Source organism: Pseudomonas laurentiana (genome assembly GCF_014648275.1).
GTDB lineage: Bacteria > Pseudomonadota > Gammaproteobacteria > Pseudomonadales > Pseudomonadaceae > Aquipseudomonas > Aquipseudomonas laurentiana.
Window position 1 is genome coordinate 185,570 of record NZ_BMQU01000006.1, and the last position, 22,847, is coordinate 208,416.

Here is a 22,847-nt window from a genome sequence, read left to right on the forward strand (position 1 = left end):
GGCAGCCAAAGGGCGGGATTATAACGTAAAGCTGCGCGCAACCCAGCACTGCGCACCGACTCATTCAGCGATCAGCCAGTCCATACGCCAGCTGCCGTGGGTCTGACCGAGTACGTGCGCCAACCATGGCAGCAGCTCGCGCAGCTCCTCTTCCAGCCCCCAGGGCGGATTGGCAATGGCCAGGCCCGAACCGTTCAGGCTTTGCGGTGTATCCAATGGGTGCACCAGCAACTCGACACGCAGCAGCTTCGGTGCCCCCGTGCTGGTCAGGTCTTGATAGAAGCGCGTCAATTGTCGCTCTTCCTTGATCGGGTACCAGATCGCCACCACGGTCTGCCGCATACGGCCGATGGCCTCTTTCATGGCCTGAGTGCAACGTTTGAGCTCATCGAGTTGTTCAAAAGGCGGGTCGATCAGCATCACCGCGCGCTTTTCCTGGACCGGCAGCAAGGCCCGCGGCACATGCCAGCCCTCGCCAAGGTGCACAGCAACGCGTCGATCACCTTTCATGTTCTCTTTGAGCAGACGACCGTCTTCCGGGTGTTTCTCATTGAGCAGCACGCGGTCCTGATCCCGCGCCAAACGCCGCGCCAACTCGGGCGAGCCAGGGTAATAGCGTAGCTCGCCATCGCGATTCATACGCTTGAGAATGCGCAGGTAATCGGCAGCCAGCTCGGGCAGGTCTTCACGACCCCACAAGCGCCCGACACCCTCAAGGTATTCGCCGGTGCGTGTCGCCTGATCACCCTGCAAGTCATACAAGCCAAGGCCGGCGTGAGTATCGATGTAGGCGAACGGCTGTTCCTTGCGCGACATCAGCGCAATGAGGCGGGTCAACACAAGGTGTTTGAAGACGTCGGCGTGGTTGCCGGCGTGGAAGGCGTGACGATAGTTCATGGCAACTCCTGCAAGGCCGACAAGTTTACCCTGTCGCAGGGGCCAGGCAAAACGACAACGGCCCGACCTCTGGAAGAGATCGGGCCGTTGTCAGGCACAGACCGGTACTAACCGATCAATGACCTTTCTTGAACGCCTCATCGGCCTTCTCAAAACGGGCAACCATACCTTGCGATGGGCGACCCAGGTTGCTGACCAGCAGGATTGCCAGTGCACCCAGGATGAAGCCCGGGATGATCTCGTAAAGACCCAGCAGGGAGAAGTGCTTCCAGACCACCACGGTAATCGCACCGACCAGGATACCGGCCAGCGCACCATTACGGGTCATGCCTTTCCACAGTACCGAGATCAGTACCACTGGACCGAAAGCAGCACCGAAGCCAGCCCAGGCATAACTCACCAGACCCAGCACCTTGTTCTCAGGATTGGCGGCGATGCCAATCGCGATCAGCGCAACAGCCAGCACCATCAGGCGACCGACCCAGACCAGCTCAAGCTGAGACGCGCTCTTACGCAGGAAAGCCTTGTAGAAGTCTTCGGTCAGCGCACTGGAGCACACCAGCAATTGGCAGCTCAGGGTACTCATCACTGCTGCCAGGATGGCCGACAGCAACACACCTGCAATCCATGGATTGAAGAGAATCTTGGCCAGCTCGATGAACACGCGCTCATGGTTCTCGGTCACAGGACCGGCCAGATCAGGGTGTGCCGAGAAATAGGCAATACCGAAGAAGCCCACGGCGCAGGTACCGACCAGGCAGAGGATCATCCAGGTCATGGAAATGCGACGAGCCTTGGCGATCGACTTCACCGAGTCTGCCGCCATGAAACGCGCCAGAATGTGCGGCTGACCGAAGTAGCCCAACCCCCAGCCCATCAGCGAAATGATGCCAATGAACGAGGTGCCCTTGAGCATGTCGAAGTTCGACGGGTCTTGCGCTTCAATGGCCAGGAAGGTCGTATCGACACCACCGGTGGCAAGCAGAACGATGATCGGCGTCAGAATCAGCGCGAAGATCATCAGGGTTGCCTGGACGGTATCGGTCCAGCTGACAGCCAGGAAGCCACCCACAAAGGTGTAGGCGATCGTAGCAGCAGCACCTGCCCACAGGGCAGTTTCATAGGACATGCCGAAGGTGCTTTCGAACAGACGGGCACCGGCAACGATGCCGGAAGCACAGTAGATTGTGAAGAACACCAGGATCACCACCGCAGAGATGATCCGCAGCAGGCCGCTCTTGTCTTCGAAACGGCTGGTGAAGTAGTCCGGCAGGGTCAGCGCGTCGCCGTTATGCTCGGTTTGAACACGCAGACGACCGGCAACGAACAGCCAGTTCAGGTAGGCACCGATGATCAGGCCGATGGCGATCCAGGCCTCTGACAGACCCGACATGTAGATTGCGCCTGGCAGCCCCATCAGCAGCCAGCCGCTCATGTCCGAAGCACCCGCCGAGAGCGCGGTGACCACGCTACCCAGGCTACGGCCGCCCAGAATGTAGTCGGAAAGGTTGTTGGTGGAGCGATAGGCCATGAAGCCGATCAGCACCATCGCCAGGATGTAGATCACGAAGGTGATCAGGGTTGGGTTGCTTGCACTCATGATGTTGCGCCCTGGAATTTGTTTTTATGGTAGCCGCAGTTGGCTGATGCCGCCGGCAAAGCGGTTCATTCCCTGAACGCTCGTCACGGGTAGCGCTGTAGCCCAACCGCGCATGAAGTGATGCGAAAACTTCCAGAAAAGTCCCGCACGGGTACACCCGACCTCTAAACGAGGTTGCACCGAGGCCGCGAATCCTATGCAACAACGCAAAGAAGGTGCAACCAATTTCTGCAATCAAGTTGCACCTCGTCGGATTTTTCCGATGACGACCACTTTTTGCTCTCTTATGGAGCAAAAAGCACGTTTCACAGAAGTAAACGCACCATAAACAGCCAAAACGGCTGAGCACCCCAAGCTGTCGGACGAGCTGCACTTTTTTTGTACGAAATTTGGGTTGCACCAGGTTGCACCCTGCCCCAGCCACAGCTAATCTTTGCGCCGGTTAGTGCCACATCACGTGGCGATAATGAGGATAAGAAATGGCGACGACCACCCTAGGGGTCAAACTCGACGACCCGACCCGTGAACGACTCAAAGCCGCTGCGCAGTCAATCGACCGCACGCCGCACTGGTTGATCAAACAGGCAATTTTCAATTACCTGGAAAGGCTCGAGGGTGGCGCCACCCTGACCGAACTCGACGGACAGGCCCATAATCACGCTGATGAAGCCGGTGAGGTGCAACCTGACCATGCTCACCAGTGCTTCCTTGAGTTCGCTGAGAGCATCCTGCCTCAGTCCGTTCTGCGCTCGGCCATTACATCTGCCTATCGCCGTCCAGAGCAGGAAGTCGTGCCCATGCTGCTGGAGCAGGCTCGCCTGCCAGCAACCATGGCCGATGCCGCCAACAAACTGGCCGCCGGTATCGCCGAGAAGCTGCGTAACCAGAAGAGCGCCAGCGGTCGCGCCGGTGTCGTTCAGGGCCTGCTGCAGGAATTCTCCCTGTCGTCCCAGGAAGGCGTAGCACTGATGTGCCTGGCCGAAGCACTGTTGCGCATCCCGGACAAAGGCACCCGTGACGCCCTGATCCGCGACAAGATCAGCACCGGTAACTGGCAGCCGCACTTGGGCAACAGCCCGTCACTGTTCGTCAACGCGGCCACATGGGGCCTGCTGCTGACCGGCAAACTGGTTTCGACCCACAACGAATCCGGCCTCACTGCTTCGCTTAGCCGCATCATCGGCAAGAGCGGCGAACCGATGATCCGCAAGGGCGTCGACATGGCCATGCGCCTGATGGGCGAGCAGTTCGTCACCGGCGAAACCATTGCCGAAGCCCTGGCCAACGCCACTCGCTTTGAAGCCAAAGGTTTCCGCTACTCCTACGACATGCTCGGCGAAGCCGCACTGACCGAGCACGATGCACAGAAATACCTGGCCTCTTATGAGCAGGCAATTCACTCGATCGGCAAGGCATCTCACGGCCGCGGCATCTATGAAGGTCCGGGCATCTCGATCAAGCTCTCGGCCCTGCACCCGCGCTACAGCCGCGCCCAGTACGAGCGCGTGATGAACGAGCTGTACCCACGCCTGCTCTCGCTGACCCTGCTGGCCAAGCAATACGACATCGGTCTGAACATCGACGCCGAGGAGGCCGATCGCCTGGAGCTGTCGCTGGACCTGCTCGAGCGCCTGTGCTTCGAGCCACAACTGGCCGGCTGGAACGGCATCGGTTTCGTTATCCAGGCTTATCAGAAGCGCTGCCCGCATGTCATCGACTACGTGATCGATCTGGCCCGCCGCAGCCGTCACCGCCTGATGATCCGTCTGGTGAAAGGCGCGTACTGGGACAGCGAGATCAAGCGCGCCCAGGTCGAAGGCCTGGAAGGCTACCCGGTCTACACCCGCAAGGTGTACACCGACGTTTCCTATATCGCGTGCGCACGCAAGCTGCTGTCGGTACCGGAAGCCATCTACCCGCAGTTCGCCACGCACAACGCTCACACCCTGTCGGCCATCTATCAGATCGCCGGGCAGAACTACTACCCGGGCCAGTACGAGTTCCAGTGCCTGCACGGCATGGGTGAGCCGCTGTACGAACAAGTCGTAGGCAAGGTTGCCGATGGCAAGCTGAACCGTCCATGCCGCGTGTATGCCCCGGTCGGTACCCACGAAACCCTGCTGGCCTACCTGGTTCGCCGCCTGCTGGAAAACGGCGCGAACACCTCGTTCGTCAACCGTATTGCCGACCACTCCATTTCCATTCAGGAACTGGTAGCCGACCCGGTTGCAACCATCGAGCGCATGGCCACCCAGGAAGGCAGCGCTGGCTTGCCGCACCCACGCATTCCATTGCCGCGTGAACTCTATGGCAGCGAGCGGGCGAACTCCGCCGGCATCGACATGGCCAACGAACACCGCCTGGCTTCGCTGTCCTGCGCCCTGCTCAGCAGTGCCCACAACAACTGGGTGGCCGCACCGATGCTCGGTTGCACCGCCAGCGCGGGTATTCCGCAGCCAGTACTGAACCCTGCCGATCATCGCGATCTGGTCGGTCACGTTCAGGAAGCCAACATCGAAGACGTCGACAACGCCATTCAGTGTGCATTGAATGCAGGGCCGATCTGGCAGGCCACGCCGCCAGCAGAGCGCGCCGCCATTCTGGAACGCGCCGCCGACCTGATGGAAGCCGATATCCAGCCGCTGATGGGCCTGCTGGCGCGTGAAGCCGGCAAGACCTTCGCCAACGCCATCGCCGAAGTGCGTGAAGCCGTAGACTTCCTGCGCTACTACGCGGTACAGGCACGCAACGACTTCAGCAATGACGCCCACCGCCCACTGGGCCCAGTGGTCTGCATCAGCCCGTGGAACTTCCCTCTGGCCATCTTCAGTGGCCAGGTTGCAGCTGCACTCGCTGCAGGCAACCCGGTACTGGCCAAGCCTGCCGAGCAAACCCCGCTGGTCGCCGCGCAAGCTGTACGCCTGCTGATCGAGGCCGGCATTCCGGAAGGCGTGCTGCAACTGCTGCCAGGCCGCGGCGAAAGCGTCGGCGCACGCCTGGTCGGTGACGAACGCGTCAAGGGTGTCATGTTCACCGGCTCCACCGAAGTCGCTCGCCTGTTGCAACGCAACATCGCCGGCCGCCTCGACAACCAGGGCCGTCCGATCCCGCTGATCGCCGAAACCGGCGGCCAGAACGCCATGATCGTCGACTCCTCGGCACTGACCGAACAAGTGGTCATGGACGTAGTGACCTCGGCCTTCGACAGCGCCGGTCAACGCTGCTCGGCACTGCGCGTGTTGTGCCTGCAGGAAGACTCGGCCGACCGCGTGATCGAAATGCTCAAGGGCGCCATGGCGGAGTACCGCATGGGCAACCCGGAGCGCCTGTCCGTGGACATTGGCCCGGTGATCGACGCCGAAGCCAAGGCCGGTATCGAGAAGCACATTCAGGGTATGCGCGAGAAAGGCCGCTCGGTCTATCAAGTGGCGATCGCCGATGCCGAAGAATGCAAGCGCGGCACCTTCGTCATGCCGACACTGATCGAGCTGGAAAGCTTCGATGAGCTGCAACGCGAAATCTTCGGCCCGGTATTGCACGTCGTGCGCTACAAGCGCAAGGAAATGGACCAACTGATCGATCAGATCAACGCTTCTGGCTACGGCCTGACCCTGGGCGTCCATACCCGTATCGATGAAACCATCGCCAAGGTCGTCGGCAGCGTCAATGCCGGTAACGTCTACGTCAACCGCAACATCGTCGGTGCTGTAGTCGGCGTTCAACCGTTCGGTGGTGAAGGCCTGTCGGGCACCGGCCCGAAAGCCGGTGGCCCACTGTACCTGTACCGCCTGCTGTCGACCCGTCCGGCCAACGCCATCGAACAATCGTTCAAGCGTACCGACGGCGAAAACACGCCGGATACCCAGATGCGTGACAACCTGACCAAGCCGCTGCAAGCCCTGAAAGCCTGGGCCGGCAGCAATCAGATGGTTGAGCTGGGTGCACTCTGCGAGCAGTTTGCCGAGCAGTCGCAAAGCGGCATCACCCGCGTCCTCACCGGCCCAACCGGCGAGCGCAACAGCTACACCATCCTGCCACGCGAGCATGTACTGTGCCTGGCCGAAGGCGAAGCTGACCTGCTGACACAACTGGCAGCGGTACTGGCAGTAGGGAGCTCGGCGGTATGGCAAGACAATGCGCTGAGCAAAACCCTGCGCACTCGCCTGCCGAAAGATGTACAAGCTCAAATCAAGCTGGTGGCCGAGTGGAACAAGGACGACGTCGTGTTCGACGCCGTTCTGCACCATGGCGACTCCGACCAACTGCGCAGCGTTTGCGAGCAGGTGGCCAAGCGTGCTGGTGCCATCGTCGGCGTCCAGGGCCTGTCCTCGGGCGAAACCACGATTGCCCTGGAGCGTCTGGTGATCGAGCGTGCACTGAGCGTCAACACCGCTGCAGCGGGTGGTAACGCGAGCCTGATGACAATCGGCTAAGCAATACGCGCCCAAACAAGCAGAAGAGGCGCGCTCGCGCGCCTCAGACTGCTGACAAACCCCCGCTCTTTAGCGGGGGTTTGTTTTTTTAAGCCAAAGACAGTGACACTCACTACCACCGAACCCATCGCAGGCAAGCCTGCATCCCAAAAAAACGCAGTGTTCTGCATAGCTGGCGTTATCAGCACGCTACTGCGCGCGCACCAAACTTGCGAAGACTCCAGAACTTCATTAATTCAGACACCATAACCAATACCGTCATTAACACCGTGCTATACCCCGGAAAGAATTGCGCACCCAGTACCAAAATCGACACTGACGGCGTAATGAAAAAAATCCTCAAGGGAATCTGCGCGTAGCCCACCCACCGCGCCGCCTCTCGCTGGGCAAAAAATAAAAAACAGCTAACAAATAATGACACCTGCAACACCCAACTCAGCACGACCTTTAGCCCTTGGACAGGATCGAGCATCCCCCAATAAGTCAATGTCATTTCCCACGCTGCCAGGTAGGGTATTTTGTCGTGCCGAAGATTTTTCGTGACGTATAACGCGATACAAAGAACGTCAAACCACCCCCACAGAAACCACACTGTCGTTTTACAGTCACTACGTGTTGTATTCATTCGCCCCCTCCCTTTCTTCTGCCCACGTTGGCCAGGTGTGACTCGTTGGCGTAAGTTGAAGTGCGGCGTATTTCGATCTGCACGGTGGTGACCTTAGAGGCGTGTTGGTTCGCCATAGAGCCAGATCAAACAATTCGTTTGATGTAGTCCGCGTCCCAGTAGCGAGTAGGACGCATCCCAAACCCCAAAAAAGGGACACGCGCTGTGCAGCGCGCTTTTTCCTCACCCGTAAAGTAGCGGGCTGCCATAATGAGCTCGCACTGCTCAAGGCCCGTGACCACACTTGCCTGAGCAGGCATGACGAGTGGTTCTGAGGGGGAGCCACCGTGCGCACGGAGGTTCACCCATGTTCGATATCACCGCACTGCTGCGCCAGCGCTTCGCGGCCTTGCGCAGCACCGCCGAATTTTTCTCGCTGCGCTATGTGCAGGAGTCCCGGCAACACCTGTCGGTACGCAAGAACGTCGCCGAGCCACCTAGCCTGGGTCGTGACGAAGGCGCAATGCTGACGGTGCGCCTCAACGGCGTGGAAGCCTATGCAGCAACTGCCGACCTGTCCCAGACGGGCCTGCAGCGCGCACTGGAACAGGCTGAAGCACTGGCACGCAACATCAACGGTCACGCCCTGCTCAACGTGAGCCAGCAGCCCGTGACCACCGTTCAAGCCGATTACTGTTCCCCCAACCTTGAGCAACCGTTTCCCAGCCTGGGCGACTGCTATGCACTGCTGGCCAGTGAATCAGCCAGCGTTCCGGCAGACCCGCGCCTGGTGAATTGGCAGGCCAGCCTGGGGATCACCACTGTCGAGCAGATTTACCTGAACAACGCAGGCGCGCAGTTGCGCCAGGCCCAACGCTTCGTCTATCCCGGCTTTGGCGTCACCGCCTTTGACGGCCAGGACAGCCAGAGCCGCAGCCTGGGCCGGGAAAACTTCGGCCAGCAGGGCGGGTTCGATGTAATCGAGCGTTGTGGACTGATCGGTGCCGGCGCCTCGGTCGCCGACCAGGCGCTGCAACTGCTGCTGGCACCCAATACGCCGAGCGGCGTGCGCGACCTGCTGTTGATGCCGGATCAAATGATGCTGCAGATCCACGAGTCCATCGGCCATCCACTTGAGATGGACCGCATCCTCGGTGACGAGCGCAACTACGCGGGTACCAGCTTCGTCAAAGCCAGCGACTTCGGCCATTTACAGTACGGTTCCACGCTGCTGAATGTCACCTTCGATCCTGATATCCCGGAACAATTGGCCAGCTATGCCCATGACGATGATGGCACGCCGGCACACAAGACGTTCCTGATCCGTGATGGCTTGCTGCTGCGCCCCTTGGGCAGTGCATTGTCGCAATTCCGCTCAGGCCTGGACGGCGTTGCGAACAGCCGCGCCTGTGGCTGGAACCGTGCACCGATCGACCGCATGGCCAACCTCAATATCGAACCGGGCGAACAGAACCTGGCGCAACTGATCAGCGGCATCGAACACGGCATCTTGATGAAAACCAACCGTTCGTGGTCCATCGACGATGCACGCAACAAGTTCCAGTTTGGCTGCGAGTGGGGGCAGTTGATCGAAAACGGCGAGCTCAGGGGCGTGGTCAAAAATCCAAACTATCGCGGTGTTTCGGCACAATTCTGGCGCAACCTCAGCGCCGTGGGCGATGCCAGCACCTTCCAGGTACTCGGCACACCTAACTGCGGCAAGGGCGAACCCAATCAGGTGATTCGGGTAGGGCATGCCTCGCCGGCCTGCGTGTTCAGCCAGATCGACGTATTCGGAGGAGATGCCTGATGGCCTACCTGGAACATTTCCAATGCCTGGTGAACAGCCTGCGTGATGCCGTGCTCGCCACCGAACACTTCACCCTGAGCTACAGCGCCGAGCAATCCCAGTTCATTCGTTTCAATCACGCTCAGGTCCGCCAGGCCGGCGAGGTCGCGCAGGCCAGCGCCAGCCTCAAGCTGATCGACAGCGGACGCCAGGCGGACTTTCAGCTCACCCTCAGCGGGGACAGCGATGTTGACCTCCAACGCTTGCATCAGGCCTTGGCGCAACTGCGCCAGACCTTGCCACTGATCCCGGTCGATCCCTACCTGCAACTCAACAAAGCCGTCTGGCATAGCCACAATGTGCAGGACACTCGCCTGCCAGACACCGCTGACGTGCTCGCCCAGATTGCCGAAGGTGCCACGGGGCTGGATCTGGTCGGGATCTACGCCGCTGGCCCGATCTGCCGAGGCTTCGCCAGCTCATTCGGCGCCTTTGGCTGGCATCAGGCCAATAGCTTCAACTTCGACTGGAGCCTGTTCCATGCCAACGGGCAGGCGGTCAAAGCGAACTATGCGGGTCAACACTGGGACCCCACAGCATTTGCCCTGCGCCTGCAACAAGCCCGCGCGCAACTGGACTACCTGGACCGCCCTCTGAAGGTCCTCGCACCCGGCCAGTACCGTGCTTATCTGGCCCCCGCAGCGCTGGACGAAATCATCGGCATGCTCTGCTGGGGTGGTTTCTCTGCCCAGGCCATCGCCAACAAGGACAGCCCACTGCAGCGCCTTTATGCCGGCGATGTACAACTGAGCCCACTGCTCGGCATCGCTGAGCACGTCAGCGGTTCACTCAGCCCGGCATTTTCCGAGGAAGGCTACCCGCGCAGCGACCTCACGTTGATCGCACAAGGCAAGGCCCAGCAACGACTGGTCTGCGCCCGCAGTGCTGCCGAATTCGAGCTGCAAGCCAATGGCGCCGACAGCGATGAGTCACCCTGCGCACTGAGCCTGGCTGCCGGTGAGCTGGCGGCAGATGCAGTCCTTGCCCAACTGGGCACGGGCCTGTACATCAGTAACCTTTGGTACCTGAACTACTCGGACCTGCCAGCGGCGCGCATGACCGGCCTGACCCGCTTCGCCACCTTCTGGGTTGAAGACGGGAAAATCCAGGCGCCGGTCAGCACCATGCGCTTCGACGACAGCGCCTACAGCCTGCTCGGTACACAGCTGGAAGCACTGACCCGCGACCGCGAGCTGATCCTCTCCACCAGCACCTACGATCAGCGCCAGACCCGCTCAACACACCTGCCGGGTGCATTGGTCAAATGCCTGACACTGACCCTGTGATAGCCACTTATCGCCGGTAATACCGGCGATAAGGCCCCAGCCCCAAGAGAGGCCTTATGCCTGATCGCGCGCCACTAGACAGTGTCACCGCCCGCTGGATCCCCTGGGTGGTGGCCATCGCCTTCTTCATGCAGTCACTCGACGGCACCATCCTCAACACCGCCCTGCCCGCCATGGCCCTTGACCTGGCCGAAGACCCGCTGCGCATGCAGTCCGTCATCATTGCCTACATGCTCACCGTGGCCCTGCTGATTCCTGCATCGGGCTGGATTGCCGACCGCTTCGGCACCAAGCGGATTTTCTTTGGCGCCATTTTGCTGTTCAGCATCGGCTCGCTGCTTTGCGCCCTGGCCGACAGCCTTGGGATGCTGGTCGCCGCACGGGTGATCCAGGGCCTGGGCGGTGCACTGATGCTGCCGGTTGGGCGCCTCGTGGTACTGCGCGCCTACCCACGTTCCGAGCTGGTGCGGATCATGAGCTTCATCACTATTCCCGGCCTGCTCGGCCCGCTGCTGGGGCCAACGCTGGGCGGCTGGCTCGTAGAGATACTCAGCTGGCACTGGATCTTCCTGCTCAACCTGCCGGTCGGTGTAGTGGGCTGCTACGCCGTGTGGAAGTTCATCCCCGACTTGCGCGGCACTGAGCGCACACGCTTCGACGGCATGGGTTTCCTGCTGTTCGGTGCGGCAATGGTGCTGATCACCATTGCCATGGAAGGCTTGGGCGAGCTGCACCTGCCCCATCTGCGGGTGATGCTGCTGCTGTTCGCCGGCATGGCCTGCCTGGCGGCCTATTGGCTGCGCGCTGGCAGTACCGATAACCCGCTGTTCTCGCCCCTGTTGTTTCGCACGCGTACCTTTTCGGTCGGTATTCTTGGCAACCTGTTCGCCCGCCTGGGCAGCGGCGCCTTGCCGTTTCTGGTGCCACTGCTGCTGCAGGTTGCACTGGGTTACTCGCCTGCAGAAGCCGGTATGAGCATGATTCCGCTGGCAGCAGCGGCGATGCTGGCCAAATCGGTGGCCCAACCACTGATTGAGCGCCTCGGCTACCGTGCCATCCTCACCGGCAATACCCTGCTACTCGGCTTGCTGCTGGCCAGTATGGGGCTGGTCGATGAGCAGACCCCCTATGCCTTGCTGCTGGTCCAACTGGCATTGCTCGGGGCAGTTAACTCGCTGCAGTTCACCGCAATGAATACCGTAACCCTGATCGACCTCGATGATGCCAGCGCCAGCAGCGGCAACAGCTTGCTGTCCGTAGTGGCACAACTCTCGTTGAGTCTGGGCGTTGCCTGCGCAGGAGCGCTGCTGGGCGGGTTCACCGCGGCAGGCAGTGCCGAAGGAGTGAGCAGTACCTTGGGGGCGTTCCAGTTGACGTTCCTGACCATCGGCCTGATGGCCATGTTGGCCGCGGCGATCTTCGTGCAGTTGTCGAAGACGGACGGAAGGCGTGCCCGTCGTCTGGAACCAGAGATCGAGCCTTAGGGCGAATGGCCACGAGGCTGGTACACTGCGCGACATTTTGTTTTGCAGGCCCGCCTCGTGACCACCATTGCCACCGCCTTCAATACCCTGCCGTTGTCCAGCGCCATGCTGGCCAACCTGGACGCCCTCGGCTACGCCCAGATGACCCCGATTCAGGCACAAAGCCTGCCGGTGATTCTCAAAGGCCTGGACCTGATTGCCCAGGCCAAGACTGGCAGCGGCAAGACCGCCGCTTTCGGTATCGGCCTGCTCAACCCGATCAACCCGCGCTACTTCGGCTGCCAGGCGCTGGTGCTGTGCCCAACCCGTGAACTGGCCGACCAGGTCGCCAAGGAACTGCGTCGGCTGGCCCGCGCCGAAGACAACATCAAGATCCTGACCCTCTGCGGTGGGGTTTCGCTCGGCCCACAGATCGCTTCGCTGGAGCACGGCGCGCACATTATTGTCGGTACCCCAGGACGGATTCAGCAGCACCTGAGCAAAGGCACCCTGGTACTCGACGGGCTCAACACCCTGGTACTCGATGAAGCGGACCGGATGCTCGACATGGGCTTCTACGACGCCATCGCCGACATCATCGGACAAACGCCAAAGCGCCGTCAGACCCTGCTGTTCTCGGCAACGTACCCGGCGGGCATCAAGCAGCTGTCGGCCGCCTTCATGCGTGACCCGCAGCAGGTCAAGGTTGAAGCCCTGCACGCCGACAACCAGATCGAACAACGCTTCTACGAAATTGATCCTGAGCAGCGCCTGGAAGCCGTAACCCGTGTACTCGGGCACTTCCGCCCCCAGTCCTGCGTGGCGTTCTGCTTCACCAAACAGCAGTGCCAGGAGGTGGTCGAACACCTGCAAGCCAAAGGCATCGTCGCCGCGGCCCTGCACGGTGACCTGGAACAGCGCGACCGCGATCAGGTCCTGACCCTGTTCGCCAACCGCAGCAGTTCGGTTCTGGTCGCCACCGACGTCGCCGCACGCGGCCTGGACATCGACGCCCTGGACATGGTCATCAACGTCGAACTGGCCCGTGATGCCGAGATTCACGTGCACCGCGTCGGTCGTACCGGGCGCGCAGGTGAGAAAGGCCTGGCTGTCAGCCTGGTCGCGCCGGCCGAGGGTCATCGCGCCCAGGCGATCGAAGCCCTGCAAAAGGCTCCGCTGCGCTGGGAACAGCTTGATAGCCTCAAGCACCAGGGCGGCGCACCGCTGCTGCCAGTGATGAGCACCCTGTGCATCGCCGCTGGCCGCAAAGACAAACTGCGCCCGGGCGACATTCTCGGGGCCCTGACCGGTGATGCCGGCCTGCCTGGCACTCAAGTCGGCAAGATCGCAATCTTCGACTTCCAGGCCTTTGTCGCCGTAGAACGTGCGGTCGCCAAGCAGGCGTTGCAGCGGCTGAACAGCGGCAAGATCAAAGGGCGTTCGTTGCGCGTACGGATCGTCTGATCGAATCGCCAGCAATGCTGGCGACTGGCAACAGGGTTTCAGCTTTCTACCCCGAGGATTTTGCAGTGCGTTCCACCGAAGTCATCATCATTGGCGCAGGCGCCGCCGGCCTGATGTGCGCCCTGACCGCCGCCAACCGTGGCCGTCAGGTTGTGTTGCTCGACCATGCCAACAAACCGGGCAAGAAAATCCTGATGTCCGGTGGTGGCCGCTGCAATTTCACCAACATGTACACCGAACCGAGCAATTTTCTCTCGCAGAACCCGCACTTCTGCAAGTCTGCACTGGCCCGTTATACCCAGTGGGATTTTATCGAGATGGTCGGAAAGCATGGTGTGCCGTACCACGAGAAAAAGCTCGGCCAGTTGTTCTGCGACCATAAATCCAGCGACATCCTCGACATGCTCCTGGCCGAGTGCGACGCCGCAGGCGCCGAGCTGAACATGAACACCCGCATCGATCAGATCGAAAAACTCGAAAGCGGCTATTTGCTGGAAACCAGTGCAGGCAAACTGCAGTGCCAGTCGCTGGTGATCGCCACCGGCGGCCTGTCGATCCCGACGCTGGGGGCGACTGGCTTTGGTTATCAGGTAGCGCGCCAGTTCGGCCATAGTGTGCTGCCAACCCGCGCAGGCCTGGTGCCCTTCACCATCACCGATCAGCTCAAGGCGCTGTGCACCGAGCTGTCCGGTACCTCGGTCGACTGTATCGCCAGCTGCAACGGCACCAGCTTTCGCGAAAACCTGCTGTTCACCCACCGCGGCCTCAGCGGCCCGGCGATCCTGCAGATTTCTTCGTTCTGGGAAGCCGGTGATACGCTGGAAATCAACCTGCTGCCGGACCACGACGCGCTGGCCTGGCTGCAGCAGCAACAGGCCGAGCGGCCTAACAGCGAACTGAAAACCCTGCTCAGCGAGATCTTCACCAAGAAAATGGCCAACCTGCTGGCCGAGCACTGGTTCGTGTCCAAGCCAATGAAGCAGTACACACCAGCTGAACTGGCTCAGGTCGCAGAAAAACTCGGTGCCTGGCAACTGGTTCCCGCCGGTACCGAAGGCTACCGCACCGCCGAAGTCACGCTGGGCGGCGTCGACACCCGCGAGGTGTCCTCCAAGACCATGGAGTCGCTGAAAAGCCCAGGCCTGTATTTCATTGGTGAAGTGCTGGACGTCAGTGGCCACCTCGGTGGATTCAACTTCCAGTGGGCGTGGGCCTCAGCCTACGCCGCTGCACAATTCGTCTGACCTTCGCGGTAGAATCGGCGCGTCACGGAACAAATTTTGCTGGGATATCAGCGTGGCGGCAGCTTGCCGTCGCGACCCGCTCAATTTCGATCACTGCCCTGCAGGCCTGCCTCACGCCATGTCATCCTCATCGTTGCGCCACTCACTGCGTCGCCTCTGGGCTCTGGACAAATTCAGCTACAGCATCCGGGTATCGATCGCCCTGACCGGAAGCATGGCGCTGTGTTGGTACCGGGACGAAATGGGCCTGCTGATTCCATTGTTCCTCGGTATTATTGCCAGCGCCCTGGCAGAAACCGATGACAGCTGGCAGGGCCGACTCAATGCCCTCGCCGTTACCCTGGTCTGTTTTACCGTCGCCGCGCTGTCGGTAGAGCTGCTGTTCCCTTATCCCATTGTGTTTGTCTGCGCCATGGCATTGGCGGCCTTCGGCCTGACCATGCTCGGCGCACTGGGCGAACGCTACGGTGCGATTGCTTCAGCGACGCTGATCCTCTCGGTCTACACCATGATCGGTGTTGACCAGCGCGGCGGCGAAGTCACGGACTTCTGGCACGAACCTTTATTGCTGGTGGCGGGCGCGGCCTGGTATGGCCTGCTCTCGGTACTCTGGCAGGCATTGTTCTCCAACCAGCCAGTGCAACAAAGCCTGGCCCGGCTGTTTCGCGAGCTCAGTCGCTACCTCAAGCTCAAGTCCACCTTGTTCGAGCCCGTTCGCCAACTGGATGTCGAGGCTCGACGCCTGGAGCTGGCACAACAGAATGGGCGGGTGGTGGCAGCGCTCAATGCCGCCAAGGAAATCATCCTGCACAGGGTCGGCAATGGCCGCCCCGGCTCGAAAGTCAGCCGCTACCTGAAGCTGTATTTCCTCGCCCAGGACATCCATGAACGCGCCAGCTCGTCGCACTACCCGTACAACGCCTTGGCCGAGGCATTCTTCCACAGCGATGTGCTGTTTCGCTGCCAACGCCTGTTGCGCCAGCAGGGTGTGGCTTGCCAACAGCTTTCGGAGTCGATTCAGCTGCGTCAGCCGTTTACCTACGACAGCGGCTTTGCTCAGGCCCAGGAAGACCTGCACGCCTCACTTGAGCACCTGCGCGGTCAAAACAACCCCGCCTGGCGCGGCTTGCTCCGCTCGCTTCGCGCCCTGGCAGCCAACCTGGCCACACTCGACCGTCTGCTCTGCGACGCCAGCAACCCTGACAACCTGGCTGACAATAGCGACTCCAGCCTGCTCGACCGTTCGCCGCACAGCCTGGCCGATGTCTGGAATCGGCTGCGTCAACAACTGACACCGACCTCATTGCTGTTTCGTCACGCGTTACGCCTGCCGCTGGCGCTGTCCATCGGCTATGGCATGGTGCACCTGATCCACCCCACCCAAGGCTACTGGATCATCCTCACCACGCTGTTCGTCTGTCAGCCCAACTATGGCGCCACGAGACGCAAACTGGTGCAGCGGATCATGGGTACAGGTATCGGTCTGACCGTCGGCTGGGCATTGTTCGACCTGTTCCCCAACCCGTTGATCCAGTCGATGTTCGCCGTCGTCGCCGGCGTCGTGTTCTTCGTCTACCGGACCACACGCTACACCCTGGCGACTGCAGCAATCACCCTGATGGTGCTGTTCTGCTTCAACCAGATCGGCGACGGCTACGGGCTGTTCCTGCCTCGTCTGTCCGATACGTTGATTGGCAGCTTGATAGCCATTCTCGCGGTGTTCCTGTTCCTGCCCGACTGGCAGGGTCGGCGGCTGAACAAGGTGCTGGCCAACACGCTGAGCTGCAATAGCATCTACTTGCGCCAGATCCTCCAGCAGTACGCCAATGGCAAACGCGACGATCTGGCCTACCGCCTGGCACGCCGTAACGCCCACAACGCCGATGCAGCACTGTCGACCACCTTGGCCAACATGCTGATGGAGCCGGGACACTTCCGGAAAGAAGCCGATGTCGGCTTCCGATTCCTGGTGCTGTCCCACACCCTGCTCAGCTACCTCTCGGGCCTCGGCGCCCACCGTGATAGCGCACTGGCGGCAGAGGCACGTGCCGAACTGGTCGAAGGGGCCGGAGCACGCCTGGCTGACAGCCTCGATGAAATTGCCGTCGGCCTGTCAACCAAGCTACCCGTGGCGATTCACAGCGATGACGAGGAAACCTTGGCCAATGCGCTAGAACAAATGCCAGAAGAGATCGACGAAACTCAACGTCTGGTTCAAACCCAATTGGCCTTGATCTGTCGCCAATTGGGCCCGCTACGCACCTTGGCAGCGCATTTGATCAAGGAATCTGCGGCCTGATCACAAGCCGTACTGTTTGAGCAGACGGGCATAACTGCCATCAGCCTGCATTGCCACGATGGCCTTATCGAACGCCGCCACGATCTGCTGGTGACGGGGGTTTTTCAGGCTGACCAGAATGTGCAGGCTGTTCTCGCTGAGCGGCTTGCCGAAGAACTCAACGCTGTCACGAACATGCGCTGGCTCTTGTGTGAGGAAGTAGCGGGCGACGTATTCGTCTTCGAGCGTCAAGCGTACCCGGCTTGCGGCCAACATCCGTACCGCCACGGAAAAACTGCGTACCGGGACTTTCTGCAAGCGGGTATCGCTATCAAAGCTGTGGGAGTATGCATAGTCGCGAACAACCGCGATCGGATAGGGATACAAATCGGCCAGGGCCTCAAAGGTAATCGCTTCATCCTTGCGCTTGAGCAAGCGTATGCGATTGGTCAGGTAACCCGCCGAAAACGCCCCGATCCGCGTACGTGAGTCGTTGTACCAGGCGTTGACCAGGATGTCGTAACGGCCTTCTCCCACGCCCATCAATGCCCGCGCCCAAGGCACCTGCTCAAACTCGCTGGCATAGCCTGCACGTTTGAGCGCTGCGGTAACAATCGCCGTGGCCAGGCCACCCCCCTCCAGGCTGGCCTCCGTAAACGGTGGCCAGGCATCCGCCACAAGCCTGAGCTTGTCCGCTGCAATCGAGGGGGATATCGGGCAAAGCATTCCAAGCAAAATCAAGACTCGAAGCAATACAGACATGCTCAAATCCCTTAGCGAGCACCCTGCCCGCGCCAATGTCCAACTGCCCGAAAATGCACTTGGTGCCAACACTCTAGAAGGCCAATTCAGATTACACAAAGATGAACAACTCGGGCAGAGGAAATAATAGCTATTTGCCTCTATCTTTTGATCGAACGCACAACACGACACAATCGGCTGCAACTTCAACCTCGTCGCGGGGGCAGCGCTCTGCGAAGATGAATCATTGAACTCAGTACGAGGCGTATCATGCCCATCGAATGGCTCTGCAAACACCACTCGGATCTCGGTAAGGAACAGCTCCACGCCATCCTTCAACTGCGCGCGGAGGTCTTTGTCGTTGAACAGAAGTGCCCCTATCTGGACATCGACGGCCAGGATCTGGCCAGTGACACCTGCCACTTGATGGCATGGCAGGATGACACGCTGGTGGCGTATCTGCGCCTGCTTGACCCGACGTCACAGGGCGGCGACGTGGTGATCGGCCGGGTGCTGATCGCACCGCACGCACGCGGCAAAGGCCTGGGCCATGAGCTGATGGATGTAGGTTCACAGAAAAGCTGCACGCTTTCACAAATAGATGACCGGCCGGGCTTCAACCATGGCCCCTGTCGGTCACCATCAAGCCCGCCTTCGCGGGCTTTTTTTTGCCTGGAATTCCTGCCGGGGCGCCCTACTCCGCTCATTGGAAAATGATGCAGATGGGGGGATTTGAGGAAGTGATTTGATGGGGCGCTGGAAGTGCTGAGAGGGTCGGCGGGCGGATCTGAGCAGCAGAGAGATTGAGAGGACTTTAAAACTAATATTTGAACACCTTAATAGTTAATTAAGCGTACGTGTTAAGTATTAATTTGAACAATTTAGTATGGAAATGGAATTTGGTGGAAGTTGCCATTTTGGATTTTTTGTAGATTTCGAAGGGATGTTGGAATAAGATCTATGACCAACTTTTCCGCTTTGCACTGAAGATTTTCAGCCAAATCAGCTGTTTGAAGCGAGAGCTTCAGACCTGATCCAAATTGCTCCAGCGATCACGAAGTGGCCGTTTAGAAATAAAGAGAGCAAGCCGATTGCTTTAGATTCTGATCAGTCATGAGAGTCATGACCAATGAGAGAAAAGGAGACCTGAAAATGTAGAAAAACGCGATCAATCCCGAGAGGACTGACCGCGCTTAGCGAAGCAGACTTGCGTCCTCAGAACCCGCAATGTCTGCTTTTTCGAAGCGACTGTCAATCCTCTCCCATTTTTTCGACCTTAGCGAGGTTACTCGACGGCACAGTGTTGCCTGTCGAAAGGCCTCACTTCGCCCGCCCTGCGCCTTGATTTTTTGGCGCAGCGTCGGCGCTCGTTTCGAGATTTTCGGAGGTGTTTCATGACAGTACGAAAGGTGGTCACGCGGCGGTCCAACCATTACCGCGGCTACTTCCCATCGCTCAAAAATAAAAAGCCTGTGCCCTGGGAGTCCCAGCTCGAAGGCGCTCTTTTTCGGCTTCTTGAGCTGTCTCCTGCGGTCATCGGCTACGTCCCGCAGCCCAGTGAGGAACGTGTTCCATCGCTCCAGGGCTACTTCAAATATTACCCAGACGTACAGGTTTTCCTCGCGGATGGGCGCGAGTGGTGGTTTGAAGTGAAGCCTCACGACCGACTGAAGATTGCCAGCGTCAGGCAGCGACTGGATGCCGCTGAGCGCTACTTCAACGCCACTGCCCGTAACTTTTCGGTGATCACTGAAAAGTTAATTGAAGCTGAACCCCTGGCTACCAATCTTAGAAGGCTGATGTATCACCGGCGCGGTCCAGAGCTTTCGCATCAGGCGTTGGAGGAGGTAATGGCGACCTTCAACGAATGGCCGCCTATGACCGTTGCAGATCTGCTCTACGTGGTTGGTGAGGGGAAAGCCTGGCGCTTGTTAGGCCTTGGGGTGGTGGGCATTGACCTTGATAGGTCAATTGACACTGACTCCCCGGTCTTCCTGCAAGGGGGGCACCGTCATGCAAACCTTTTCCCTTAGGGTGAAATTGGTCGTCATCGTTCGTGGCGTACTGATGGTGCTTGAGAAGAGGCTTATTGACCGGAAGCTGCTCTTTTTCGATGAGCTTGGTGAGCCCACGAAGCTATCCGAGAAGGAGTTCTATGAGGCCTACGAGAAGCGCGAGATCGAGATCTCCGCTGATCAGCCATACCTTGGGAGGGTTCCGTATGTGCGGAACGTCCCTCCAGATATTTCATGCTTCCCCAAAAAACATGGAGATGAGGCATTGCGTCGACGCAAGTATCTGGACGACCTAACTAAGCGCGGTAAATACAAGCTACCGGGTGACGAAGACATGATCAAGAAGCTTAGAGATATCGCCAAAAAGATTGGGGATGCGTGCGCACCCTCGGTTTCCACTATTCGACGTTGGGCAGCCAAATACATTGGCCAGAACGTAGTAAAGCTTATCCCTCAGCATGCCAAAAAGGGTCGGGCTGCCGCGATACAGGGAGAGCTCGAAGTTATTCTTGAAGGGGTGATTAATAAAACCTACCTGCAGGATACGATTCCAGCGGTCAGCGTGGTCGTTTCAGAATTCGAGGATCAGATAAAAGAGAGGAACAAAAGTCGTTTGCCTTCGGATCAGCTCAAGATCCCAAGCGGAATGACTGTCCGAAGGTACATCGCCAAGCTGGATCCGTACCTTGTGGATAAGGAGAGGCTCGGAAAACACGCAGCAGACAAGAAGCACCGTGTTGCGGCGGGTGTCCTACGTGTCCATGAGATTTTGGAACGTTGGGAAATTGATCACACCTTGTTGGACGTCCAGCTTGTGGATGAAACCTCGGGGCTGTGCATTGGGCGCCCCTATCTGACGATCGTCCTCGACCGCTTCTCTCGAATGGTGATGGGATATTTGCTCCACCTGTCGGCGCCAAATACGGAAACCGTGCTTCGTGTGATCGAACGCTCAATCCGTCCAAAAGCCGAATTGCTGAAGCGCTTTCCGAAAGTGAGAAATGAATGGTGGGCACGTGGGCTGCCGGCTCGAATAGTCCCAGACAACGCAGCGGAATTTCACGCGGGCGATCTCATCATGGGATTCAACGAGTTGGGTATCGAGATCATGTATCCCGCTTCAAGGGCCCCTCAAAGGAAAGGTGCCGTCGAACGCTTTTTCAGCACACAGAACCTGGGGCTTATCCACAACCTCCCGGGTACCACCTTCTCGAATATCCAGCAGCGTGGCGATTACGACTCGGAGAAGAATGCATGTTTCACGCTCCCTCAATTGGAGGCGGTGGTAGTGAAATGGATCGTCGATGGTTACCACCAGACTCCTCATCGGGGGCTGGACAACAGAACACCGGCTCAAGTCTGGGGGACTAGCGAGGCGAACCATGTCATCAGCCTTCCCGTCGACCTGGACTCGTTGGAGTGCATTCTGGCCAAGCGGGCCTCGGTGAAGGTTCACCATTACGGCATCGAGGTTGCCAAAGTGGGCTACCACTCTACGGAACTTGCTGAGCTCCGTATGCGTTTGGCAGACGGAGAAAAGGTAAACGTCCGCTATCGAGACGAAGCCGGGCACGTTTGGGTTCACGACCGCTTCAGAAACTTGTTCTTCAAAGTGCCCGCCAAAGATGAGCGAATGGCCGGTAAGAGCAGGGAGGTGTGGAAGGCTGCCGAGAAAGCGCTGCGAGAAAAATATAATGAGCAGCCTAGCTTCGAGGCTACGCACAGGTGCTACCAGGAAATTATGGAAGATGCAGACGAGGCCCGCCGTTCGCAGACGCTCAGAAAACGACGCGCAGCTGCCATAGCGAAAATCGACAAGGAGGGTCGAGTGACCGAAAGCACGCCTCCACCCAAGGTACTCGCTGAAGTGGAATGGACCGGTGACTCTATTCCTAACATTCCGCCAGCAGCCTTCAAGGTCTCGGTTCGTCGCCCTGCTGGGAGTTCTAAGCCATGAACGCCATCAATCTGTACGAATGCTACGAGCATGGTGAATACAGCTTTACGCTCCGCGATCGTTTTATTCACAGCCCTCAAGTCGAGCGAGCGTTGACGCGACTAGGCGATATCCACGGCGATAGTCGGCGTACCAGAGCAAGTAAAGGGTTGCTGATCCAAGGTCCAAGCGGAGTGGGCAAGAGCACATTGGTCAAGGAGTACATTCGGTCATTGGAGGAATTGGAGAGCCATGACCCACAGAAGCGGACAGTTCTGTTCGTCGAGATGCCTTCGTCTCCAACCAAAAAGAACCTGGCAGCAGCCATTTTGGCAGAGCTGAAGGATCCCTTCGCAGAGGCACGAGGACATTCGGCAGAGGTTAAATTTGCGCGAGTAGTCCTGCTGCTGAAGAACCTTGGCGTGGAGATGTTGGTCCTCGATGAGGCGCAGCACCTGGTCGATTATCGTCGTAATGGTGCGTATGAGGCAGCAGACTGGATCAAGAGTCTGATGAATGAAACCAGTATCGCGTTTGTTCTGATTGGGCTGAAGCGCACCGAAAATCTCCTGCTAGCAAACGAGCAACTGCGACGCAGGTTTTCGGCCACGGTGGCATACGATCGCTTCACCTTCTCCGCTAATACGTCTCTTCATTTCGTGATGTTGTTGCAGGCAATCGAGGGCGAACTGCCTGTTCAAACCATCAGTTTTGTAGAGCCAGCGATGATTAAACGCTTCTACCTGGCTTCCTATGGATTGATCGACTACCTCATTAAGATTGTGGACAGGGCTGTTTGGCTGGTTCAAGTCCAGGACCTTGTCGGGATTGAACTTCCTGTGCTGGCCCAGGCTTTTGAAGACGAGGTTTGGAGCTACGCCACCGAGGATCGAAACCCCTTCAGTGCGAGCTTCAATTTCCAGCCTCTGTTCGGGAAGCGGGAGCCGTTTGAGACGTTCGAAGAGAGCAGTACCTGACGGCCAAGGGCCGGGCTTATCGGCCCGGCTCTACTCCCCTGATTTTTATGTCTTCGATTT

Annotated in this window: 15 protein-coding genes; 11 read left to right on the forward strand and 4 right to left on the reverse strand. The window is 59.0% G+C overall.

What is annotated here, in order from left to right; genetic code table 11:
* Positions 1–60 precede the first annotated feature (60 nt).
* Entirely contained in the window at positions 61–897 is an 837-nt protein-coding gene (locus IE038_RS08650; protein ID WP_163936165.1) for a 23S rRNA (adenine(2030)-N(6))-methyltransferase RlmJ, read from the reverse strand.
* Between the two features lie 115 nt (positions 898–1,012).
* Positions 1,013–2,497 (reverse strand): sodium/proline symporter PutP, encoded by a 1,485-nt coding sequence (gene putP / locus IE038_RS08655; protein ID WP_189395470.1) that lies wholly within the window; start codon positions 2,495–2,497, stop codon positions 1,013–1,015.
* A 479-nt stretch (positions 2,498–2,976) separates the two neighbouring features.
* On the opposite strand from putP, the gene putA reads away from it, so the two are divergent.
* Positions 2,977–6,930: a trifunctional transcriptional regulator/proline dehydrogenase/L-glutamate gamma-semialdehyde dehydrogenase gene (putA, locus tag IE038_RS08660; protein ID WP_189395471.1), complete on the forward strand. Its 3,954-nt coding sequence runs from the start codon at positions 2,977–2,979 to the stop codon at positions 6,928–6,930.
* 181 nt (positions 6,931–7,111) lie between these two features.
* Here the strand turns inward: putA and IE038_RS08665 are convergent, their stop codons facing one another.
* A complete protein-coding gene (locus IE038_RS08665) occupies positions 7,112–7,555 on the reverse strand; it encodes a hypothetical protein (RefSeq protein ID WP_189395472.1) in 444 nt (147 codons plus the stop codon).
* A gap of 346 nt (positions 7,556–7,901) precedes the next feature.
* On the opposite strand from IE038_RS08665, the gene IE038_RS08670 reads away from it, so the two are divergent.
* The 6 genes from IE038_RS08670 to yccS all read left to right on the forward strand — a co-directional run bounded on the left by IE038_RS08670 (position 7,902) and on the right by yccS (position 17,139).
* On the forward strand, positions 7,902–9,344 hold the full coding sequence (locus IE038_RS08670; protein WP_163933694.1) for a TldD/PmbA family protein: 1,443 nt from the start codon (positions 7,902–7,904) through the stop codon (positions 9,342–9,344).
* Between the two features lie 8 nt (positions 9,345–9,352).
* On the forward strand, positions 9,353–10,669 hold the full coding sequence (locus tag IE038_RS08675; RefSeq protein WP_189395476.1) for a TldD/PmbA family protein: 1,317 nt from the start codon (positions 9,353–9,355) through the stop codon (positions 10,667–10,669).
* Between the two features lie 56 nt (positions 10,670–10,725).
* On the forward strand, positions 10,726–12,153 hold the full coding sequence (gene mdtD, locus IE038_RS08680) for a multidrug transporter subunit MdtD (RefSeq protein ID WP_163933699.1): 1,428 nt from the start codon (positions 10,726–10,728) through the stop codon (positions 12,151–12,153).
* A 105-nt stretch (positions 12,154–12,258) separates the two neighbouring features.
* Positions 12,259–13,596: an ATP-dependent RNA helicase DbpA gene (gene dbpA, locus IE038_RS08685; protein ID WP_229775648.1), complete on the forward strand. Its 1,338-nt coding sequence runs from the start codon at positions 12,259–12,261 to the stop codon at positions 13,594–13,596.
* A gap of 65 nt (positions 13,597–13,661) precedes the next feature.
* Positions 13,662–14,840, forward strand: a complete 1,179-nt coding sequence (locus IE038_RS08690) for a BaiN/RdsA family NAD(P)/FAD-dependent oxidoreductase (RefSeq protein WP_163933705.1) — start codon at positions 13,662–13,664, stop codon at positions 14,838–14,840.
* Between the two features lie 118 nt (positions 14,841–14,958).
* A complete protein-coding gene (gene yccS, locus IE038_RS08695) occupies positions 14,959–17,139 on the forward strand; it encodes a YccS family putative transporter (protein ID WP_163933710.1) in 2,181 nt (726 codons plus the stop codon).
* Here yccS and IE038_RS08700 read toward each other — a convergent pair whose 3' ends face one another.
* The gene (locus tag IE038_RS08700; protein WP_163933707.1) at positions 17,140–17,880 is read right to left on the reverse strand and encodes a substrate-binding periplasmic protein; all 741 of its coding nucleotides are present in this window, start codon (positions 17,878–17,880) and stop codon (positions 17,140–17,142) included. It lies immediately after the preceding gene.
* A gap of 249 nt (positions 17,881–18,129) precedes the next feature.
* Here IE038_RS08700 and IE038_RS08705 point away from each other — a divergent pair, with 249 nt between their 5' ends.
* From IE038_RS08705 to IE038_RS08720, 4 genes are all read left to right on the forward strand, one after another.
* Positions 18,130–18,576, forward strand: coding sequence for a GNAT family N-acetyltransferase (locus IE038_RS08705; protein ID WP_189395473.1), 447 nt, complete (start codon positions 18,130–18,132; stop codon positions 18,574–18,576).
* Positions 18,577–19,253: 677 nt separating this feature from the next.
* Entirely contained in the window at positions 19,254–19,892 is a 639-nt protein-coding gene (locus IE038_RS08710; protein WP_011953077.1) for a TnsA endonuclease N-terminal domain-containing protein, read from the forward strand.
* On the forward strand, positions 19,873–21,831 hold the full coding sequence (locus IE038_RS08715; protein ID WP_011953078.1) for a TnsB C-terminal domain-containing protein: 1,959 nt from the start codon (positions 19,873–19,875) through the stop codon (positions 21,829–21,831). The genes IE038_RS08710 and IE038_RS08715 overlap by 20 nt, the downstream gene beginning before the upstream one ends.
* Positions 21,828–22,787, forward strand: a complete 960-nt coding sequence (locus tag IE038_RS08720; protein WP_010951429.1) for a TniB family NTP-binding protein — start codon at positions 21,828–21,830, stop codon at positions 22,785–22,787. Before IE038_RS08715 ends, IE038_RS08720 begins: the two co-directional genes overlap by 4 nt.
* Positions 22,788–22,847 lie beyond the last annotated feature (60 nt).

Excerpts from the sequence above, each read along its gene's own strand:
- IE038_RS08650 (WP_163936165.1), bottom strand. The coding sequence starts at position 897 with ATGAACTATCGTCACGCCTTCCACGCCGGCAACCACGCCGACGTCTTC.
- putP (WP_189395470.1), bottom strand. The coding sequence starts at position 2,497 with ATGAGTGCAAGCAACCCAACCCTGATCACCTTCGTGATCTACATCCTG.
- putA (WP_189395471.1), top strand. The coding sequence starts at position 2,977 with ATGGCGACGACCACCCTAGGGGTCAAACTCGACGACCCGACCCGTGAA.
- IE038_RS08665 (WP_189395472.1), bottom strand. The coding sequence starts at position 7,555 with ATGAATACAACACGTAGTGACTGTAAAACGACAGTGTGGTTTCTGTGG.
- IE038_RS08670 (WP_163933694.1), top strand. The coding sequence starts at position 7,902 with ATGTTCGATATCACCGCACTGCTGCGCCAGCGCTTCGCGGCCTTGCGC.
- mdtD (WP_163933699.1), top strand. The coding sequence starts at position 10,726 with ATGCCTGATCGCGCGCCACTAGACAGTGTCACCGCCCGCTGGATCCCC.
- dbpA (WP_229775648.1), top strand. The coding sequence starts at position 12,259 with ATGCTGGCCAACCTGGACGCCCTCGGCTACGCCCAGATGACCCCGATT.
- yccS (WP_163933710.1), top strand. The coding sequence starts at position 14,959 with ATGTCATCCTCATCGTTGCGCCACTCACTGCGTCGCCTCTGGGCTCTG.
- IE038_RS08700 (WP_163933707.1), bottom strand. The coding sequence starts at position 17,880 with ATGTCTGTATTGCTTCGAGTCTTGATTTTGCTTGGAATGCTTTGCCCG.
- IE038_RS08705 (WP_189395473.1), top strand. The coding sequence starts at position 18,130 with ATGCCCATCGAATGGCTCTGCAAACACCACTCGGATCTCGGTAAGGAA.
- IE038_RS08710 (WP_011953077.1), top strand. The coding sequence starts at position 19,254 with ATGACAGTACGAAAGGTGGTCACGCGGCGGTCCAACCATTACCGCGGC.
- IE038_RS08715 (WP_011953078.1), top strand. The coding sequence starts at position 19,873 with ATGCAAACCTTTTCCCTTAGGGTGAAATTGGTCGTCATCGTTCGTGGC.
- IE038_RS08720 (WP_010951429.1), top strand. The coding sequence starts at position 21,828 with ATGAACGCCATCAATCTGTACGAATGCTACGAGCATGGTGAATACAGC.